Below are 19,394 nucleotides of genomic sequence, written 5' to 3'. Positions count from 1 at the left end.
ATGAGCGCCGTGCAAGAAGCCGTCACCGACGCACCCGCCGTTGAGGCCGTCCCCAAGCGCGCCCTGACGCTGGGCACCGGAACCTCGCTGACCGTGCTGGCGGCCCTGATCCTGGCGCCGCTGTTCGTCAAGAACTTCATCATCTTCCAGATGACGATGCTTCTGGTCTATGGCCTCGCGGTACTGGCGCTCAACATCCTGACCGGCGGCAGCGGTCAGTTTTCACTGGGCCAGAGCGCGTTCTATGCGGTCGGCGCCTACACCTCGGCGATCCTGATGGAACATGCCGGGATGAACTATGCGCTGACCCTGCCGATCGCCGGCCTGATCTGCTTCATCTTTGGATTTCTGTTCGGCCAGCCGGCGCTGCGCCTCTCCGGCGTCTATCTGGCGCTGGCGACCTTCGCACTGGCGACCGCGATGCCGCAGCTGCTCAAGCTCGGTTACATCGAGCATTGGACCGGCGGCGTACAGGGGCTGGTCGTGACCAAGCCCGATGCCCCGTTCGGTCTGCCGATGTCGCAGGACATGTGGCTTTATTACTTCACGCTGGTGATCACCATCGCGATCTACGTCTTTTCCGTCAATCTCCTGAAGTCCCGATCCGGGCGCGCCTTCATGGCGATCCGCGACAACGAGATCGCGGCCTCGGCGATGGGGGTCGACGTTGCGCTCTACAAGACGCTGGCCTTTGGCGTCAGCGCCGGCATCACCGGGGTTGCCGGCGGGCTGGGCGCGATCGCGGTGCAATTCGTCGCCCCCGACGGCTACACCATCACGCTTGCGATCCAGCTGTTCGTCGGCATGGTCGTGGGCGGCGTGGGATGGTTGCCGGGCTCGATCGTGGGCTCTGCCTTCATCATCTTCGTGCCGAACATCGCGGAAGGAATCTCCAAGGGCCTTTCCGGCGCCGTGTTCGGCGTCATCCTGTTTCTCGTCATCTTCCTGGTGCCCCACGGCGCAAGGCAGGTCGCTCTGGTCGCCCGGCATCTGCTCGGCAAATTGAAGAAAAGCTGAAAAGCCAAGGAGAAGAAAAGTGCATTCAAGACTAAACCTTCCGTTCGCCGCCGTCGCGGCGACCGTCATCGCTTTCGCCTCAACCACAAGCGCGCTTGCGCAAAAAAAATACGACACCGGCGCCACCGACAGCGAAATCAGGATCGGCAACATCATGCCATATAGCGGCCCGGCCTCCGCCTATGGCGTGATCGGCAAGACCGAGGCCGCCTATTTCAACAAGATCAATGCCGAAGGCGGCATCAACGGCCGCAAGATCAAGTTCATCAGCTATGACGACGGCTACAGCCCGCCGAAAGCGGTCGAGCAGGCGCGCAAGCTCGTGGAGAGCGACGAGGTGTTGCTGATCTTCAATCCGCTCGGCACGCCGTCGAATTCGGCGATCCAGAAATACATGAACGCCAAGAAGGTGCCGCAGCTCTTTGTCGCGACCGGTGCTACCAAATGGAACGAGCCCAAGGAGTTTCCCTGGACCATGGGCTGGCAGCCGAGCTACCAGAGCGAAGCGCGGATTTATGCGAAATATCTCCTCAAGGAGAAGCCCGACGCCAAAATTTCGGTGCTGTATCAGAACGACGATTTGGGCAAGGATTATCTGAAGGGCTTGAAGGACGCACTCGGCGCCAGGGCGTCGATGGTCATTGCCGAGGAAAGTTACGAGACGTCGGAGCCGACGATCGACAACCACGTCGTCAAGCTCAAGGCCTCCGGCGCGGACGTCTTCCTGAGCATCACCACGCCGAAATTCGCAGCGCAGGCGATCAAGAAGCTGGCCGAGATCGAGTGGAAGCCGCTGCATATTGTCTCCAACGTTTCGGCCTCCGTCGGCAGCGTGATCAAGCCGGCCGGTTTCGAAAACGCGCAAGGCATTCTCTCGGCCGCCTATGCCAAGGACGGGGCGGATGCGCAGTGGGATGACGATGCCGGAATGAAGAAATTCCTTACCTTCCTTCAGAAGTATGATCCCGACGGCAACAAGCTCGACGGCTCGGTGGTGTATGGCTACGGCGTCGCGCAAACCATGGTGAAGGTGCTGGAAATGTGCGGCGACAACCTGACGCGCGACAATGTCATGAAACAGGCGGCCAGCCTGAAGGATTTTGTTCCCGACACCCTACTGCCCGGGGTCAAGATCAACACCTCGCCGACCGACTTCGCCCCGATCGAGCAGCTTCAGATGATGCGCTTCAAGGGCGAAAAATGGGAGCTGTTCGGCGACATCATCAGCGGCGAACTGAGCAACTGAAAACGTAGTCGATCGCCTGATCATGACCGCAGCGGTGTGACGGTTGTTCCCCTCCCCGGCTCGCGGGGAGACCATGCGGGAGCTACTAAAGACGCAGCCCTTCGCAGCCTCTGCGAGGGGCTTTTTCTTGTGAGGAACCCGCCAAGGTGGTACTCAAGGCCCAGGGTCACCAAGAGCTTTCGGCCAAGAAAGCCAGGACAATTGCACTCAAACATGTGCACTCAAACAAGTGCTCTCAATTCAAGTCACTGGACCAGAGGGAGACCGCAATGCCCGTTTTCGCCTACAGAATGGCGCTCGCATCTGCAGCCGCATTCGCACTGCTTGCCGCATCTGCAAGCGGCGCGCTCGCGCAGAAGAAATACGACACCGGCGCCACCGACACCGAGATCAAAATCGGCAACATCATGCCCTATAGCGGCCCGGCTTCCGCTTATGGCGTGATCGGCAAGACCGAAGCCGCCTACTTCAAGAAGATCAACGATGCCGGCGGCATCAACGGCCGCAAGATCAACTTCATCAGTTACGACGACGGCTACAGCCCGCCGAAGACGGTCGAACAGGCGCGCAAGCTGGTGGAGAGCGACGAGGTTCTGTTCATCTTCAATTCGCTCGGCACACCGCCCAATACTGCGATCCAGAAGTACATGAACGCGAAGAAGGTGCCGCAGCTTTTCGTCGCCACCGGCGCCACCAAGTGGAATGACCCGAAGGATTTCCCCTGGACCATGGGCTGGCAGCCGAGCTACCAGAGCGAGGCGCGCATCTACGCCAAGTACATCCTGAAAGAGAAGCCGAACGCCAAGATCGCGATTCTGTATCAGAACGACGACTACGGCAAAGACTACGTCAAGGGGCTGAAGGACGGCCTCGGCGCCAAGGCGTCCTCGATGATCGTCGCCGAAGAGAGCTTTGAGACCACCGAGCCCACGGTCGACAATCACGTCGTAAAACTCAAATCGACCGGCGCCGACATCTTCTTCAATGTCACGACGCCGAAATTTGCGGCGCAGGCGATCAAGAAGGTGGCCGAGATCGACTGGAAGCCGCTTCACATCCTCAACAACGTCTCGGCTTCCGTCGGCAGCGTGATCAAGCCGGCGGGTTTTGAGAATGCACAGGGCATCATTTCCGCGGCCTATCTGAAGGACGTTTCCGATCCGCAGTGGGAGAACGATGCCGGGATGAAGGAATTCCTGAATTTCCTCGCCAAGGAATTTCCAGAAGGCAACAAGCTCGATGCCTCGGTCATCGTCGGCTATGCGGTTGCGCAGACGATGGTTCAGGTGCTCAAGCAGTGCGGCGACAATCTCACGCGCGAGAACATCATGAAGCAGGCCGCAAGCCTCAAGGACTTCCGTACCGAGGTGCTTCTGCCCGGTATCAGGATCAACACCTCGCCGAACAGTTTCGCCCCGATCAGTTCGCTTCAGCTGATGCAGTTCAAGGGCGAGCGCTGGAATTTGTTTGGCGACATCATCAGCGGCGAGGTCGGCGGCTAGCTCCTTTCCTGTCCCGGACGCGGTGCAGCGTTCTCGCCGCGATGTGAAGCATCGTCCGCTACGTTGCGCCACAGAGCCGGGGACTGATATGTGGGGTGGCCGGGTTTGGACCCCGGATCAGCAGCGCAGCATCTGCATGCTGCGCACTCTCGAGACCCCCGCCGCGCGAGTTGCGGGGGTTCGCTCGATCAAGCATCTGTAAAAAGCAACACAGGGAGGAAATTTGATGCGTTACGCGACTTGCGCAGCAGCGATGGTTGTCCTCGGCATGTCGATGGCTTCCGCCTCGGCTTTGGAGTCAAGCGTCACGATGACATCGTCGATGTCGCCGGACGCGCTATGGAAGAAGTAGGAGACTTTTGCGGCATCGCCACGTGGCATCCGGCGATTGAGAAATGCGTCCTCAGTGCGGATGGCAAGCAGCGCACGCTCTCGGTGAAAGGCGGCGGTACCGTCGTCGAGGCGCTGGAGAAGTGGGACGACGCCAATCGCAGCTACACCTACACGATCCTCTCCGGGCCGCTGCCGGTTGCAAACTATCACTCGACCATCAGTGTCGGCGCAGACCCCAAGGGTTCGGCGTTGAAGTGGATGGGCAAATACGATGCAAAGGGCGTGCCTGACGCTGATTCAAAGAAGACCATGGACGGCGTCTACGAGGCTGGCGCCAAGTCGCTCACGGGTAGCTGAATATCCAGCGATCGAAGCGAAACCACAGGACCCCCGCTTCGCGGGGGTTTTCTTTTGCCGCGAGGGGGTGGATAAACGGCTTCGCGTGCTCAGCCCCAAGTTCTCCGATGCAATTTTTTGACATGCAATGACCGACAGACGCCCTCTCCTGCGCGCGATTTTCGATGCCGCGGTCGCCGCCGCGCATCCCGATGTGGTGTTGTCCGCGCATCTGCGCCCCGTTCCCAGCGGCAGGGTGATCTGCCTTGCCGCGGGCAAGGGCGCCGCGGCAATGGCCGCGGCCGCGGAACGGCACTATCTGGACCAGCTCGGGCTCGACCCGGCACGGCTGTCGGGGCTCGCCACCACGCGCCATGGTCACGGCGTGCCGACGCGGCGGATCGGAGTGGTCGAAGCCGGACATCCCGTACCGGACGAGGCCGGACTGACGGCCGCGGAGGAAACCCTGCGTCTCGCGCAACAGGCGGGCCCGGAAGATCTCCTGCTGGTGCTGTTGTCGGGCGGCGGTTCGGCGAACTGGATCGCGCCCGCCGACGGCGTGTCGTTTACGCAAAAGCAGCAGGTGACGCGTGCGCTGTTGCGCTCGGGCGCACCTATCGGCGAGATCAATACGGTTCGCAAGCACCTGTCGCGGATCAAGGGTGGGCGGCTGGCGCGCGCCGGCCGACGCGCCGAAATCGTGACGCTCGCGATTTCCGACGTTCCCCACGACGACGCTTCCGCGATCGCTTCGGGGCCGACCGTGCCCGATCCGACGACGCTGTCGGATGCGCGCGCCATCTTCGCAAACTATGGCCTTAAGGTCGCCGATGCCGTTACACGCGCGCTTGACGATCCGAAAAACGAGAGCTGCAAGCCGGGCGATGCCGCCTTTGCGCGGGCGACGTTCGAACTGATCGCGCGGCCCAGGGTCTCGCTTGACGCCGCAATCAAGGTGGCGGCAGACGCCGGATACGCCATCATCGATCTTGGCGCCGATCTCGAAGGCGAGGCGCGCGAAGTCGCCGCCGACCACGCGCGCCTGGCGCTAAAGGCCCGCGGCGAAGGCCGTCGCGTTGCGATCGTCTCGGGCGGCGAACTCACGGTGACGGTGCGCGGCGACGGACGCGGCGGCCCCAACCAGGAATATGCGCTGGCGCTCGCCGATCTGCTCAAACAGATCCCGCACATTTCGGCGCTCGCCGCCGATACCGATGGCGCAGACGGCGGCGGCGGCAGCGCCAGCGATCCCGCGGGCGCGATGATCGACCACAGCACGTTTGCGAAAATGAAATCGCTCGATCTCGATCCCAAGGCCTATCTCGACAACAACGATGCAACCGCGTTCTTTGCCGCAACCGGCGATCTCCTCAACACCGGCCCGACGCTGACCAACGTCAATGACGTCAGGGTGATTTTGGTGGATTGATGCTCCGTCATTCCGGGGCGATGCGAAGCATCGAACTATGATGTGCCCTTGCACATCAGAGAATCTCGAGATTCCGGGTCTGGTGCTAACGCACCATCCCGGAATGACGATTGGACGACGTATAGCTTCTCAAAACTCCTTCGCAATCCTGGTCAACATCGCAAGCAGCGCGGCGCGGTTGGCGGGGCCGAGCAACTCGTTGAGACGCGCTTCGTGCTTGGCTGCGACGAGTTTCTTTGCCCGCGCCAGCACGGCGCGGCCCTTGTCGGTGAGGACGAGAATGTGCGAGCGGCGATCGTTCGCCGAGCGTACCCGTGCGCACAGATCGCGGCTTTCCAGGCCGTCCAGCATCGCGACGAAATTCGGCCGGAGAATTCCCAGCGTGCTGGCGATTTCGGTCTGGTTGCGGCCCGGATTTTTGTCGAGCAGCAGCAGCACCGAGAACTGGGCGGGCGTCAGCTGCAGCGGCGCGACGCAGCGGAGAAAATCCTCAAAAATCCTCAGCTGCGCGCGCTTGAGCGAATAGCCCAGCAACTCCGACAATTCGCCGAGATCGATTCCTGCCTCTCCAACTTCGTCGGCTGCGTCCTTCCGAGGCGGACGGGAAGTTTTCGTGGAATCGGCGGCAACAGCTTTGGAAACAGTCATCGCTCGGTAATCGCAATCCCGCTGGTGTGGCGGATTTGACGTTCCTATCAGTCTTGCCGCGAGCGCGTTACAGGAACCTCAAATCCAAGGCCACACCAGAATCATAGAGTTACTGGTCTCCCTTTGGTTCCGGCGTTCGCAAAAGTGCGTGCGGCAAAGTCATACGAACGTCGGAACCGGGACACCAGGTTAAGACCGCGGGGCGCGCAAGAAGTGCGGCCTTGAGGTTATGGTCGATAATTGTTATCGAACATATCAAATATCTGCGGCGGGATTCAACTGGCGTTGCTAAAAAAGGCGGGCGGCGCTTCGACACCGCGCGGCCCGGCCAAGGAGGGAGCGGTCCGTCTTGAACACGACGATCATGCTGTTCCTGCTGCAGGACGGCATCACCAACGGCGCGATCTATGCCTTGCTCGGACTCGCATTGGTGCTCGTCTTCGCCGTTACCCGCGTGATTCTGATCCCGCAAGGCGAGTTCGTCACTTACGGTGCCCTGACCTATGCCACGCTATCGTCGGGTCACATGCCCGGCACCGCGCGATTAGCGGTCGCGATGGGGGTCGCTGCCTTCTGTCTCGATCTGTTCATGAGCCGCAGGTCACTGCACGCCGCGCTGGTCGCGCGGGCGCTTGCGGTCGACATCCTCATGCCCGTGGCGATCCTCGCTTTGACCTACTGGTTCGCCGGACGCCAAAATCTCCCTTTCCTCAACATCGGCTTGTCGCTGTTGATCGTCGCGGCGATTGGCCTGTTTCTCTATCGCCTGGCGTTCCAGCCGATCGCCAACGCTTCCGTGCTGGTGCTTCTGATCGCAGCCGTCGGCAGCCATCTTGCGTTGCAGGGATTTGGACTCGTGTTCTTCGGCGCCGAGGGTCAACGCGGTCCGGCGCTGTCGAATGCGGCTTTCACGATCCCTCCGTTGCATTTCACCGGCCAGAGCATTGTCGTCTATGCGATCACGGTCGCGCTCATCGCGCTTCTGTGGCTGTTTTTCGGCTTCACGCTTTACGGCAAGGCGCTGCGGGCGACCGCCGTCAATCGCCTGGGCGCGCGCCTCGTCGGCATCAGGACCACGCTGTCGGGACAGATCGCGTTTCTTCTGGCCTCAGTGATCGGCGCGATTTCCGGAATCCTGATCGTTCCGATCGCGACGCTCTACTACGACACCGGATTCCTGATCGGCCTGAAAGGGTTTGTCGCCGCGATCATCGGCGGGCTTGTCAGCTACCCTCTGACCGCGGCCGCGGCCCTCCTCGTCGGGGGCGTCGAAGCCTTCTCCTCGTTCTATGCGAGCAATTACAAGGAGGTCATCGTCTTCACGCTGATCATCCCGGTCCTGTTGCTGCGATCTCTCGCCGCGCCTGCGGTCGAGGAAGAGAAGGATTGACCGCGATGGCAGAGCGCCTTCCGGTCATGCTGTTTGCACTCGTGATGGCGGCGATCCCGTTCATTCCCGGCGTGCCGCCATTCTGGATCGTGCTGCTGGACAATATCGGACTTTCCGCGCTGGTGGCGATGGGGCTTGTGCTTCTCACCGGCGTCGGCGGCCTCACCTCTTTCGGGCAGGCGGCGTTTTGCGGCTTCGGCGCCTACACCACGGCGGTGCTGACGACGGCTTACGGCCTCTCGCCCTGGCTGACGCTGCCGCTCTCGCTGATCGTGAGCGCTATCGCTGCGGTCGCGCTCGGCCTCATTACCGTGCGACTGTCCGGCCACTATCTTCCGCTCGGCACCATCGCCTGGGGCCTGGGGCTGTTCTACCTGTTCAGCAAGCTTGAATTCCTCGGCCGCAACGACGGCATTTCCGGAATCCCGCCGCTCGCGATCGGCTCGTTCAAACTGATCGATCCCGGCTCGATCTATTTCGCGATCTGGATCGCGGTCATCCTTTGCGCCGTCCTCACCATGAACCTGCTGGACTCCCGCACGGGGCGCGCGATCCGCGCGCTGAGGCGCGGCCATGTCGCGGCCGAAGCCTTCGGCGTACAGACGCCTCGCGCGAAACTTCTGGTTTTCATTTATGCGGCGGTGCTCGCCGGACTGTCCGGCTGGCTGTACGCGCATTTCCAGCGCGCCGCCAATCCGACCCCTTTCGGCGCACAGGCCGGCATCGAATATCTCTTCATCGCCGTGGTCGGCGGCGCCGGTTATGTCTGGGGCGGCGTGCTGGGCGCCGCGATCGTGATCGTGCTCAAGGAGATCCTCCAGGGCTACCTGCCCTATCTGTTTCATGGCGAAGGCCAGCTCGAGACCGTCGTGTTCGGCATTCTGCTGGTTGCGCTTTTGCAGCTGGCTCCGGACGGGGTATGGCCGTGGCTGACAGCACGCTTGCCGCTCAAGTCCGGCCGAAAGCGGCCCGATGCGTCGCTTGCCTTGCCGGGGCGGGCGAAGGTGGCTGAGCGCGACGGCGCCCTCCTGCGCATCGATCATGCGCGCAAAGAATTCGGCGGCGTGATCGCGGTCAACGACGTTTCGTTCGACGTCAAGCCGCGCGAGATCGTCGCCCTGATCGGGCCCAACGGCGCGGGCAAGAGCACGACCTTCAATCTGATCACAGGCGTGCTCGCCGCAAGCGGCGGCGCGATTTCCCTCCACGGCAGAAAGATCGACAACACCCCGCCGCAGGAAGTGACAAGACTCGGCATCTCCAGAACTTTCCAGCATGTCAAACTGGTGGCTGACATGACGGTTCTGGAGAATGTCGCGATCGGCGCGCATCTGCGCGGGAGTTCCGGCGCACTCGCCAGCATGTTCCGCCTCGACCGCGCCGACGAGGCCGGATTGCTGGCGGAAGCCGCGCGCCAGATCGAGCGGGTGGGCTTAAGCGGACAGATTAATACCGCCGCCGGCAGCCTGCCGCTGGGCCGGCAGCGCATCGTCGAGATCGCGCGTGCGCTCTGCGCCGATCCGGTGCTGCTTCTGCTCGATGAACCGGCTGCGGGCCTGCGTCATATGGAGAAGCAACGCCTTGCGAGCCTGCTCCGTGATTTGCGCGGCAATGGCATCTCGGTGCTGCTGGTCGAGCACGACATGGGGTTCGTGATGGATCTCGCCGATCGCGTCGTGGTGCTCGACTTCGGCAGCAAAATTGCCGAAGGCACGCCCGAAACGATCAGGACCAATCCCGAGGTGATCCGCGCCTATCTCGGAGGTGTGGCATGACCGGCGCGCCGCAGCTCCTGCAAATCAGCGATGCGCATGTCTCCTATGGCAAGGTCGAGGCGGTCCGCGGGGTGTCGCTCGAGGTCGCGGAGAACGAGATCGTCACCATCATCGGCGCCAACGGCGCCGGCAAGACCACGCTCCTGAACGCGGTGATGGGTATCCTGCCGCTGAAGGGCCGGATTTGCTTCGGCGGGGTGGATCTGGCGCGGCTCGAGATCGAGGACCGCGTCGCCTTGGGCTTGAGCCTCGTGCCGGAGCATCGCGAATTGTTTGCCGCGATGAGCGTCGAGGACAACCTGAGGCTGGGCGCGTTCAGGAGGCCCGCGGCTCTGGCAGCGCAATCGATCGAGCGCGTCTATGCGCTGTTTCCGCGGCTGAAGGAGCGGCGAAAGCAACTTTCGGGAACGCTGTCCGGCGGCGAGCAGCAGATGCTGGCGATGGGCCGTGCGCTAATGGGCGCGCCAAAACTCCTGATGCTGGACGAGCCGAGCCTGGGGCTCGCGCCCCTCATCGTCGAAAATATCTTCCGCACCATCGGCGAGTTGCGCGCTAGCGGCGTCTCGGTGCTTCTGGTCGAACAGAATGCGCAAGCTGCGCTGCAGATCGCCGACCGCGCCTATGTGATGGAGCTCGGCGAATTCGTCTTGCATGGGTTGGCGAAGGAGGTCGCCAGCGACGAACGCGTGGCCGCGAGCTATCTCGGATTTGCGCAGGCATGACTGCGCCCTTTTTGATCGTCCAGTTCCCGATCGACCCTCCCCTGGAGGGGGAGGGTCGGCTTTGAGTTGAGCAACGCGAAACACAAGCCGGGGTGGGGTGAGCAGGAAGATAACAACGTCGATTCGACGCTCAGCCACGAAGAACCAAGGGCCAATACGACACCTTAAAGGCGGCGTCTCACCCCTCCCCGTCCGCTACGCGGACGACCCTCCCCCTCCAGGGGAGGGTAAGAAGAGGCTCCATGGCCATCTCGCACAACGGCTGGATGACATTCCACGCGGTGAGGCTTGCGTCGCACCGCGTGTGGTCTTGTTGCTGCCACTCAGGATCGTGGCCGTGTGGGTCTCACTTTTCCTGCCACCGCGAGATCCTCCTGAGTTGCCAGATTGAAAGCGCATGCAGCAGGATCGAACTGGGGACGGCGAACACAGGCACCAGCACGGTCGGGTAGGTTCCGAGCGAAGCCGGGATGTCCAGACCGAGGATCTGAAACGGTCCAGGTGTGGTGAGCGTGCCCATGGTGATGGCTATCGTGAAATCCAGCAGACCGAATATATTCCACGCGATCGCGGCCCTTGGTCCATTCTCGACTCCGGATGCGAGCTGCCATGCGACCGGCAAGGCCATGATGCCCGTCAGCATGTCGCCGACGCCGGCTGGCCAGGCGAAAGCTGCCGCGGCCGTACCGTTCACCCAATTGACGATGAAGATGCCGCCGAAGATTCGATAGACCTGCAGGGCGATCAACCAGGCAGCCGGGGTTGCATCCAACACCGATGCGATCGATTTCGAACGCAGCAGCACAAAGAGCCCGATGATGACGGGCGCAAAAATCGCAATCGGCAACATCGGAAAGCCGGTCAATGACGGCTTGAAGAAATCGTTGATCGCCAGATTCCAGGCCACCGCGAGCCACAAGGTGAAGGGGACGGCGACACCGAGCCAGATGTTGATGCGTTGGCTCACCGGGAATTCTGTTCGCGCCAGGCCGAGCCAAAGACCCGTCAGGATCGCGATATGTATTCCCAGGCGCAGCACGGCCGATGGGATGCCGGTGGGGGCAAGCCCCGGAAAGGCCAGATTGATCCCGACCCAGGACGCCGCCAGCGCGCCGCCGAGCAACAGCAGGCCGATTGTCGTCGTTTGAGAGATCTCGGGTTTGAACCCTGTAGAGAGGGTGCTCATGGCAGATTCCTTTGTGACTATGAAATCGAAATATAACTATAAGTTTTATAGTCACTATATAAATAGAAGCTAGATGTCAACGTGGCGCTTATGATAAGATTGTGAACGACCTTGCGGCGGCCGGCGCCAACTGCGGACGATTTTTGAACGTGGAACCATGATGACTGTCGACTACACGCAATTCTGTCCTGTGGCGCGGACGCTCGATCTCATCGGCGACCGCTGGACCATCCTGATCCTGCGCGACCTCATTCTTGAGGGCCCGCGCAAATTTCAGGACTTGCAACGCGCGTTTCCCAAAATGAGCCCGAATACGCTATCGACCCGGCTCAAGACACTCGAGGAGCATGGGATCGTTGAGCGCAGGACGTATGTGGATCATCCGCCCCGCGCCGAATATGTCGTCACCGACAAGGGCCGCGAGCTCAGGCCGGTGCTGCGGTCGCTGCGTATCTGGGGGGAGAAGCACACCAAGCCGCCCTCGCCCCAAAGGGCGTGAAGCCGAAGCGTTCGCCGCTCGCGCAAGAAACCTTCCCTCTAAGGATAGGGCTATTGCCGGAAACGCGTTCTCTTATCCCTCCCCCCGCGAGCGTTAGCGAGTGGCGGGGAGGGTCGACGCGAGTAAAAGCGAGCGTCGGGGTGGGGGTGCAAGAAGAGGCCCCCCACCCTGGCCTCCACTTCGTTCGGCCTTCCCTCCCCACCGCTTTGCGGGGGGAGGGAGCACACCTAGGGTGATGGCAGCCCCTCACATCGCCGGCACGTACTTGCCGTTCTTGACCGTCAGGAGAATGCGCGAGCGATCGTCGAGGCCCGAGCGATCCTTTTCGGTCCAGCTGTACACGCCCTGGCTTGCGGCAATCTCGCGTTCGCTGATGAACGCCTGACGAATCGCTTCGCGGAATTCGCCCGTGCCGGGCTTCGCGGTCTTCAGCGCGGCCGGCAAGACGCGCTTGAGAACCTCGAAGGCGTCATAGGCATGGCCGGCGAACTGGCTGCGGGTATTTGCGCCGTACTTGGCTTCGTAGGCACTGTCGAGTGCAAGGCCCGGCTTCTTGGTGAGGGCGTTGTCGGGCTGACCTTCCGGATTCATCACGGGACCGGAGGCCATGATCACGCCTTCGGCGGCGGGCCCCGCAATGCGGATGAAGTCCATCGTGGCCGCGCCGTGAGTCTGATAGATCAGGCCCTGATAGCCGCGCGCGCGCAACTCGGTCTGCGGCAGGCCTGCGGCGGTCCCGGAGGCGCCGACAAGAATCGCATCGGGATTGGCGGCGACGAGTTTCAATACCTGCCCCGTGACCGACGTATCCGGCCGTGCAAATCGCTCTTCGTCGACGAGCATCAATCCCATCGGCACGCCCTGGGTTTTGAAGTCGTTGAACCAGAGATCGCCATAGGAGTCGGAGTAACCGATATAGCCGACGGTTTTGACGTTATGCGCCTTCATGTGCTCGTAGACGATCTTGCCCATGATCGGAACCGGCTGCGGCAGCACGACCGACCATTTGGCGCGTTCCGGCGTGACGGGGAACGGGGCAAGACTGAGATGAGGAATGCCCGCTTCGTTGGCGACGTTCGACATCGCAATCGTCGGCGGTGTCGTTGACGAGCCGATGATGATGTCGGCCCGGGATTCCGTGACGAAGCGCCGTGCGTTGGTGGTGGCGGTGGTCGGGTCACCACCATCGTCGAGGACGATGATTTTGAGCGGGGTGCCGCCGATCTCCTTTGGCACGAAATCAAGCGCGTTGCGCTCGGGAATGCCAAGTGCCGCCGCAGGGCCCGTGGTGGAAATCGAAATGCCGATGGTGATTTCGCCGGTCTGCGCAGCCGCGGGTATGGTCGGCAGCGCGACGAGCGATACGGCCACCGCGGCGCAAAGCTGAAATTTCCTCATTCATTCCTCCCTTGGCTTTTCGGCAGCAGATCAGCCGCGCATGAACTTCGCAATCATCTCCTGCGGGATCGGTGCGGATTTCAGCCGGTCCGGATCGTCCGGATGGCGTCGGACCAGCACGCGCGTCTCGAACGCCTCGATCGCCAGTGCTTTTTCCTTGTACACCTTGTGCGCTACCTCGAAGCTCGAGCGCTTGAAACTCTCGACCCGGCTTTCCATCGTGATCCAGTCGCCGTGGGTCGAGGCGATGTAGAATTTCGCCCGCGTATCGACGATGGGGATGCCGACCAAGCCGTATTTTTTGACGATGTCCTGCTTGGAAAAGCCGGCTGCCTCGAACAGGACCGATGTCGAGTCGTCGAACATCTCGAAATAACGCGGGTAAAAGACGATGTTGGCGGGGTCGCAATCGCCCCACTGGATCTGCACGTCGCGTCGATGGACGAACATCGTTTCACAAGATCTGCAAACTATTTCGGCGCCATGCGCAGCGAGGCATCGAGCCGCACCACCTCGCCATTGAGGTAGGCGTTGTCGACCATGTGCAGCACCAGCGATGCGAATTCATCGGCGTTGCCGAGGCGGCGCGGGAAAGGAATTGCCGCGGCGAGCGAATCCTGTGCCTCCTGCGGCAGACCCGCCAGAAGCGGGGTCAAAAACAGTCCCGGTGCGATCGAAAGCACGCGAATGCCGAATTGCGCGAGTTCGCGCGCGATCGGCAGCGTCATCGCGACGATGCCGCCCTTCGAGGCCGAATAGGCCGCCTGCCCGATCTGCCCGTCGAAGGCCGCGATCGAGGCGGTGGAAATCACCACGCCGCGCTCGCCGGTGGAAAGCGGCTCGAGTTTCGACATCTCCGCGGTCGCAAGCCGCAGCATATTGAACGAGCCGATCAGGTTTACCTTGATCACGCGATCGAATTCGGACAATGGCATCGGCCCTTCGCGGCCGATCACCCGCTTGGCGACACCGATACCGGCGCAATTGACGAGGATCCGCGCCGGACCATGCGCCTTTGCAGCGGAAGCGACGGCGGCTTCCGCCGAGGCGGCGTCGGCAACATCGCAAGCCACCGCGACACCGCCGATCTCGGCGGCGACGGTCTCGGCCAGTTTGGCGTTGATGTCGCAGACGGCGACCTTCGCGCCACCCTTTGCGAGTCTGCGCGCGGTGGCGGCACCCAGTCCCGATGCGCCGCCGGTGACGAGCGCGGCCTGATCCTTCAGCTGCATGGTTTCTCTCCTGAAAAAATGATTTCCGTCACGGCAATATCACGTCTGCGGCCGGCGTTGGCGAATAAAGCATCTCGATCAGGCGATTGCGATGATCGAGCACGGCGCGCTGATTGATCGAGCCCTTGTCGGTGACTTCGCCGTGGTCGATCGACAGCGGTTGATCGAGGAGAAGCGCGCGCGTGATCCGCGTCGAGGAACCCGTCGAGGACGCGAGGAAATTTGCAAAGCGATGGCGGAAGGCTTCGCGGATCAGTGGATCGCGGGCCGTTGCCGCGAGATCATCGAAAGGAAGCGTCGGGTTGATGAGGCGGCACCCGTCGAGATCGAGAATGACCACGGCCGAGATCTCGTCGCGGTTGATGCCGGCGATCACGACGTCGCGCACCAGAGGTACGCAAGCCGCGATGAATCGTGCCCGAAGCGGGCCGACGCTGACCCAGGTGCCGCTCAGGAGCTTGAAATCCTCGGCGATCCGGCCATCGAAATCGAAGCCAGCGGCAAGATCGTTGGCATCAGCCGGTTTGATCGCGTCGCCAAATTTGTAAAAACCTTCCTCGTCAAAGGCGGCAGCGGTCAAGGCGGGCTGGCGCCAGTAACCCGGGGTGACGTTCGGTCCCTTCGCGCGCACCTCGAGCTTGCCGTTGTTGGGAACAAGCTTGGCCTCGTTGCCCGGCACCGGAAGTCCGACATGACCGGAGCGGCTGGTGAGCGGATTGGCCGACATGAAGAAGGGCGCGGTCTCGGTGGCGCCAAGCCCGGTCAGCATAGGCACGCGAACGCCTGTCTCCTGGACGGCAAGCTCGTCGAGGCTTTGCCACACGAAGGGCGACAGCGCCGCGCCCGAGAAGAACATCGCCTGCAGCTTTTGAAAGAAGTTCGCGCGCAACTCGGCGTCGTCCCGCAAATAAGGCAAAAGCGACTCGTATCCCTTTGGCACGTTGAAATAGACCGTGGGCGAAATCTCGCGAAGGTTGCGCACGGTTTGCTCGATGCCGCCGGGCATCGGCTTGCCGGCGTCGAGATACATCGAGCCGCCGTTATAGAGCGTCAAGCCGATGTTGTGATTGCCGCCAAAGGTGTGATTCCACGGCAGCCAGTCCACGATCACGGGCGGCTCGTCTTTCAGAAACGCCATGGTCTCGCGGATCATCACCTGATTGGCGCAAAGCATGCGCTGGGTGTTGATGACGGCCTTGGGATTGCCGGTGGAACCGGAGGTCAGCAGGAATTTGGCGATACTGTCGGGGCCGATTTCCTCATGCGCCGCATCGAGGCGCGGGTGCAGCGGGCTCGCGATCAAATCGGCGAGCAGGGTGACTTCGCGGTCCCGCGGCGCGCCATAGGACGCCGCAATTTCGGTTTCCGCTGCAACACTGGCCTGGAGCGCATTGGCGAATTTTTCCGCATCGTCGGCGAACACGAGTCCGGGCGTCAGAAGCTTCGTCAGAAAGGAGAGCTTGGCAAAATCCTTCGACACCAGCGAATAGGCCGGCGACACGGCGCAGAACGGAATGCCCGCATACAATGCGCCGAATGCCACCAGCGCGTGATCGATCGAATTGCCGGAGAGAATGAGGATCGGTTTTTCGACCGAAAGATCGCGTGCCAAAAGGCTCGAGGCGATGCGCCGGCTGGCAAGCAGCAATTCGGAATAGGTGATCTTGCGCCAGCCGCCGCCCACCTCGCGCTCCGCCATGAAGATGCGCTGCGGCGCCGCGTCAGCCCAGTGGTGCAAGCGCTCGGTCAGCCGGGCCGGATATTCGCCGAGCGTGGTTGTCGGCCGCAGATAAATCGTGCCGTCGGCGCGACGTTCGATCGAGACAGCGGGATCAGCGAAGCAAATTTTGCGCAGCGGTCGAGAGCCACCGCCTCGCGAAGGCACCTCGCCGCTTGTCTTTTGGGAAAAGTCGGCTCTCGCGCTCATGTCATCAGCGTCCCACCTTGACGGGTCCTCCCAGGGTTTTGACACGGTCTTCGAGATAGTTATGTTTTATAACTAATTGACAAGGAGTCAATCATTCGCGTTCGCGATGCACCGCCGCGATGCTCCCCAGGACGAGGTCCGGTTCCTCATGGCGAGCAGCGCGGCAACGCCCGCGCGTCTCGAACCATGGAGCAACGATCATCGTTCGGTTTCATTGAAAGACAGATCAGCGAGCCATCATCTGCTGCGGCAACCAGGTAGCCAGCAGCGGAAATACGATCAGAATGATCAATCGAACGAGGTCGGTTACGACAAACGGGATCACGCCCTTGAAGATGGTGGTGAAGGATACGTCCTTCACCACGCTCTTGATGACAAAGACGTTCATACCGACCGGCGGATGAATGAGGCCGAGTTCCACCGTCATGACAATAATGACGCCGAACCAGATCGGGTCAAATCCCAGCTGCGAGATGACCGGAAAGATGATCGGCACGGTGAGGATGATCATGGCCATCGCATCCATCAGGCAGCCGAGCACCAGATACATCATCATGATCAAGGCGAGCACGCCGTAGCTGCCGAGGCCAAGACCAGTGAGGAATTCGGTGACCTTTTGCGGGGTCTGCGTCACCGTGAGGAAATATCCGAAGATCAGCGCGCCGATCAGCACCGTGAACACCGCTGCCGCCGTGCGGGTCGCCTGCAACAGCGCGGTGAGGATCTTCTCCTTGTCGAGGCGGCGCGTGAACACGCCGATCAGGAAGGCGCCGGTGGCCCCGACGCCGCCCGCTTCGGTCGGCGTGAATCTCGGCAGAAACGGCAGTCCGTAGAGCCCGCCGATGACAAAGACAAACAGCAGCACCGGCGCCCAGATATCCTTCAGCCCGGAGAAGCGCTCGCGCCAGGTCGTATATTGCCCCTTGGGCAGGAAGCCCGGACGGAAAAAGCCGATCAGCGCGATCGTGATCATGTACATGCTCATCGCGAGCACGCCTGGAACGATGCCGGCGATGAACAGCTTGCCGATGTCCTGTTCGGTGATGATGCCGTAGACCGCAAGCACCGTCGAAGGCGGCAGCATGGCGCCGAGCGTGCCGCCGGCCGCGATCACGCCAGTGGCGAAGGATTGCGGATAGCCGAAGCGGCGCATTTCCGGATAGGCCACCGCCGAAAAGGTCGCTGCCGTCGCCACCGACGAACCGCAGATCGCGGCAAAGCCGCCGCAGGCCGCAACGGTGGCGATCCCCAGACCGCCGCGCAGATGGCCGACGAAACCGTTGGCGGTGCGAAACAGGTCGCGGCTCATCCCGGAATTGCTGACGAAAGTGCCCATCAGCAGGAACATCGGAATCACGCCGAAAGTGTAGTCGGTCACCGTGCGCATCGAGGTCTGGCCGACCAGCTTCAGCGCCGGCGTGCCGCCGACCAGATAGCTGAAGCCGGAAACCCCGACGAGGCCCATCGCCATGCCGACCGGCACGCGCAGCAACATCAGCGCGAACAGTGCGACAAAGCCGATGACGGCGACGGCGTCGGTGCTCATGCCGCGCTCATTCCGTGGCCTTGATCCTGGGGTCGTGCATTTCTTCCGGATGGAAGATCAGGCGCCAGGTGCGGATCGCGATCAGAAGCACCGCCGAAACGTCACCGGCCCAGGCGACCGCGAAAAACGGCCAGGTCGGCATGTGCAGATCGAACGTCGTGACATGGTCGTTGTAGGTGCCGCGCACCTTGTCGAACAGCGTCCACGTCTGCACCGTCACGACGAACAGCAAGACCAGGGTTGCGAACACGTCGATCATGCGCTGGTATTTCGGGCCGACATTGCCCCAGACCAGGTCCACCGTGATATGGGTGCCGCGATAACTGGTGGCGGCGATGCCCCAGAAAATCAGGATGCCGAGCAGGAGCCGCCCGATGTCGAACGAATCCGGAATCGAATAGTTGAAGAGGTTGCGCAAGAGGACGGCGATGAAAATATTGGCGGCGACAATGCCGACAAAGGCGGCCGCGATCCATTCGATCGTGTCGATGAAACGATCCATCGATGCTCGCTTCATTTCCGCTCCATACGATCTGGATATTTCAGAAAGAGCCTGATTTTTTCGGTGAGTTCGGGATCCAAGGACAGCACGACGGCGGAAGGAGCCCGCCGCCGGATCAATTGCAGGAGGCGATTACTGCGTCAAGGCGTTGTATTTGGCGAGAGCGGCGCGCAACCCGGACATCGCCGCATCCGGGTCGGCCCCGGCCTTCCGCACGCCATCGGCCCAGGTCTTGACCAACGGCTCGGACGCCTTCTTCCACAGCGTGGTCTGCTCCGCCGTCAGCGGATAGACTTCGTGGCCGCTTTCAGCCTTGACCTTGTCGGGGCCGGCGTCTTCGAACCTGCCCCATGGCTCGCCGACGCGGCCGGCGGCCTCCGTGTTGCAATTGTCGTCGATCGCTTTTTTCTGCCGCTCCGACATCTGGTTGAATTTGTCCTTGTTCATGACAAAGACGAAGGTCGTGACGTAGAGCGGCGCGTCCATATGGTACTTCGTCACCTTGTCGATGCCGAACAGCACCAGCGATCCCCACGGAAAGGTGACCGCATCCGCCACGCCGCGTTCGATGATGTCGCGGACTTCCGGCGCGGAGGATTGCACGTTGGTGCCGCCCAGCAGCGTCACGAAATTCGCAATGGTGGCGTCGGCGGGGCGGATCTTCATGCCCTTGATGTCGTCAGGCACGGCGATCTTCTTGGTGCGG

At 61.8% G+C, this 19,394-nt stretch carries 19 protein-coding genes and 2 pseudogenes; 11 read left to right on the top strand and 10 right to left on the bottom strand.

What is annotated here, in order from left to right:
* The 6 genes from VNX23_RS14435 (at position 1) to VNX23_RS14410 (ending at position 5,863) form a co-directional block, all read left to right on the top strand.
* Positions 1 to 1,017: a branched-chain amino acid ABC transporter permease gene (locus VNX23_RS14435; protein WP_325631060.1), complete on the top strand. Its 1,017-nt coding sequence runs from the start codon at positions 1 to 3 to the stop codon at positions 1,015 to 1,017.
* A gap of 19 nt (positions 1,018 to 1,036) precedes the next feature.
* Positions 1,037 to 2,263 (top strand): ABC transporter substrate-binding protein, encoded by a 1,227-nt coding sequence (locus VNX23_RS14430; protein ID WP_414642998.1) that lies wholly within the window; start codon positions 1,037 to 1,039, stop codon positions 2,261 to 2,263.
* 269 nt (positions 2,264 to 2,532) lie between these two features.
* Positions 2,533 to 3,765, top strand: coding sequence for an ABC transporter substrate-binding protein (locus VNX23_RS14425; RefSeq protein ID WP_325631058.1), 1,233 nt, complete (start codon positions 2,533 to 2,535; stop codon positions 3,763 to 3,765).
* Between the two features lie 226 nt (positions 3,766 to 3,991).
* Positions 3,992 to 4,117 (top strand): hypothetical protein, encoded by a 126-nt coding sequence (locus VNX23_RS14420; protein WP_325631056.1) that lies wholly within the window; start codon positions 3,992 to 3,994, stop codon positions 4,115 to 4,117.
* Complete coding sequence (locus tag VNX23_RS14415; RefSeq protein ID WP_325631054.1) at positions 4,105 to 4,455, top strand: SRPBCC family protein; 351 nt, start codon at positions 4,105 to 4,107, stop codon at positions 4,453 to 4,455. Before VNX23_RS14420 ends, VNX23_RS14415 begins: the two co-directional genes overlap by 13 nt.
* 127 nt (positions 4,456 to 4,582) lie before the next feature.
* A complete protein-coding gene (locus tag VNX23_RS14410; RefSeq protein ID WP_325631053.1) occupies positions 4,583 to 5,863 on the top strand; it encodes a glycerate kinase type-2 family protein in 1,281 nt (426 codons plus the stop codon).
* Positions 5,864 to 5,992: 129 nt separating this feature from the next.
* Here the strand turns inward: VNX23_RS14410 and VNX23_RS14405 are convergent, their stop codons facing one another.
* Positions 5,993 to 6,511, bottom strand: a complete 519-nt coding sequence (locus VNX23_RS14405) for a MarR family transcriptional regulator (protein WP_325631052.1) — start codon at positions 6,509 to 6,511, stop codon at positions 5,993 to 5,995.
* A gap of 349 nt (positions 6,512 to 6,860) precedes the next feature.
* Between VNX23_RS14405 and VNX23_RS14400 the strand changes: the two genes are divergently transcribed.
* Together VNX23_RS14400 and VNX23_RS14395 are read left to right on the top strand one after the other, a co-directional pair.
* Positions 6,861 to 7,901: a branched-chain amino acid ABC transporter permease gene (locus tag VNX23_RS14400; RefSeq protein WP_325631051.1), complete on the top strand. Its 1,041-nt coding sequence runs from the start codon at positions 6,861 to 6,863 to the stop codon at positions 7,899 to 7,901.
* A 5-nt stretch (positions 7,902 to 7,906) separates the two neighbouring features.
* Positions 7,907 to 9,439: pseudogene (locus VNX23_RS14395) on the top strand (ABC transporter permease subunit); the annotation flags it as partial.
* On the opposite strand, the pseudogene VNX23_RS31055 reads toward VNX23_RS14395, so the two are convergent.
* Positions 9,335 to 9,619, bottom strand: a pseudogene (locus VNX23_RS31055) (hypothetical protein); the annotation flags it as partial. The pseudogenes VNX23_RS14395 and VNX23_RS31055 overlap by 105 nt on opposite strands.
* Between VNX23_RS31055 and VNX23_RS31050 the strand changes: the two are divergent.
* Both VNX23_RS31050 and VNX23_RS14390 read left to right on the top strand, forming a co-directional pair.
* On the top strand, positions 9,578 to 9,676 hold the full coding sequence (locus VNX23_RS31050; RefSeq protein WP_414642999.1) for a hypothetical protein: 99 nt from the start codon (positions 9,578 to 9,580) through the stop codon (positions 9,674 to 9,676). The pseudogene VNX23_RS31055 and the gene VNX23_RS31050 sit on opposite strands and share 42 nt — an antisense overlap.
* Complete coding sequence (locus VNX23_RS14390) at positions 9,673 to 10,398, top strand: ABC transporter ATP-binding protein (RefSeq protein WP_325631047.1); 726 nt, start codon at positions 9,673 to 9,675, stop codon at positions 10,396 to 10,398. The genes VNX23_RS31050 and VNX23_RS14390 overlap by 4 nt, the downstream gene beginning before the upstream one ends.
* A 346-nt stretch (positions 10,399 to 10,744) precedes the next feature.
* Here VNX23_RS14390 and VNX23_RS14385 read toward each other — a convergent pair whose 3' ends face one another.
* A complete protein-coding gene (locus VNX23_RS14385; RefSeq protein ID WP_325631045.1) occupies positions 10,745 to 11,584 on the bottom strand; it encodes a hypothetical protein in 840 nt (279 codons plus the stop codon).
* Between the two features lie 160 nt (positions 11,585 to 11,744).
* Here VNX23_RS14385 and VNX23_RS14380 point away from each other — a divergent pair, with 160 nt between their 5' ends.
* Positions 11,745 to 12,083: a helix-turn-helix domain-containing protein gene (locus tag VNX23_RS14380; protein ID WP_325631043.1), complete on the top strand. Its 339-nt coding sequence runs from the start codon at positions 11,745 to 11,747 to the stop codon at positions 12,081 to 12,083.
* A gap of 246 nt (positions 12,084 to 12,329) precedes the next feature.
* Here the strand turns inward: VNX23_RS14380 and VNX23_RS14375 are convergent, their stop codons facing one another.
* From VNX23_RS14375 to dctP, 7 genes are all read right to left on the bottom strand, one after another.
* Positions 12,330 to 13,481 carry an ABC transporter substrate-binding protein gene (locus VNX23_RS14375; RefSeq protein ID WP_325631041.1) on the bottom strand — a complete coding sequence of 384 codons (1,152 nt, stop codon included), beginning with the start codon at positions 13,479 to 13,481 and terminating at the stop codon, positions 12,330 to 12,332.
* Between the two features lie 30 nt (positions 13,482 to 13,511).
* Positions 13,512 to 13,931 (bottom strand): thioesterase family protein, encoded by a 420-nt coding sequence (locus tag VNX23_RS14370; protein WP_325631039.1) that lies wholly within the window; start codon positions 13,929 to 13,931, stop codon positions 13,512 to 13,514.
* 20 nt (positions 13,932 to 13,951) lie between these two features.
* Complete coding sequence (locus tag VNX23_RS14365; protein ID WP_325631037.1) at positions 13,952 to 14,713, bottom strand: SDR family NAD(P)-dependent oxidoreductase; 762 nt, start codon at positions 14,711 to 14,713, stop codon at positions 13,952 to 13,954.
* 28 nt (positions 14,714 to 14,741) lie between these two features.
* Positions 14,742 to 16,640, bottom strand: a complete 1,899-nt coding sequence (locus VNX23_RS14360; RefSeq protein WP_325631035.1) for a feruloyl-CoA synthase — start codon at positions 16,638 to 16,640, stop codon at positions 14,742 to 14,744.
* A gap of 226 nt (positions 16,641 to 16,866) precedes the next feature.
* Positions 16,867 to 18,186 (bottom strand): TRAP transporter permease, encoded by a 1,320-nt coding sequence (locus VNX23_RS14355; protein ID WP_325631034.1) that lies wholly within the window; start codon positions 18,184 to 18,186, stop codon positions 16,867 to 16,869.
* 7 nt (positions 18,187 to 18,193) lie between these two features.
* A complete protein-coding gene (locus VNX23_RS14350) occupies positions 18,194 to 18,703 on the bottom strand; it encodes a TRAP transporter small permease (protein ID WP_325631032.1) in 510 nt (169 codons plus the stop codon).
* Positions 18,704 to 18,820: 117 nt separating this feature from the next.
* A partial coding sequence (dctP, locus tag VNX23_RS14345; RefSeq protein ID WP_325631031.1) for a TRAP transporter substrate-binding protein DctP occupies positions 18,821 to 19,394 on the bottom strand: 574 nt, incomplete at its 5' end.

It is taken from the genome of Bradyrhizobium sp., from assembly GCF_035570375.1.
Classification (GTDB): domain Bacteria; phylum Pseudomonadota; class Alphaproteobacteria; order Rhizobiales; family Xanthobacteraceae; genus Bradyrhizobium.
The sequence above is the reverse complement of the archived record's forward strand: the minus strand, read 5'-3'. Positions and strand labels throughout refer to the sequence as shown.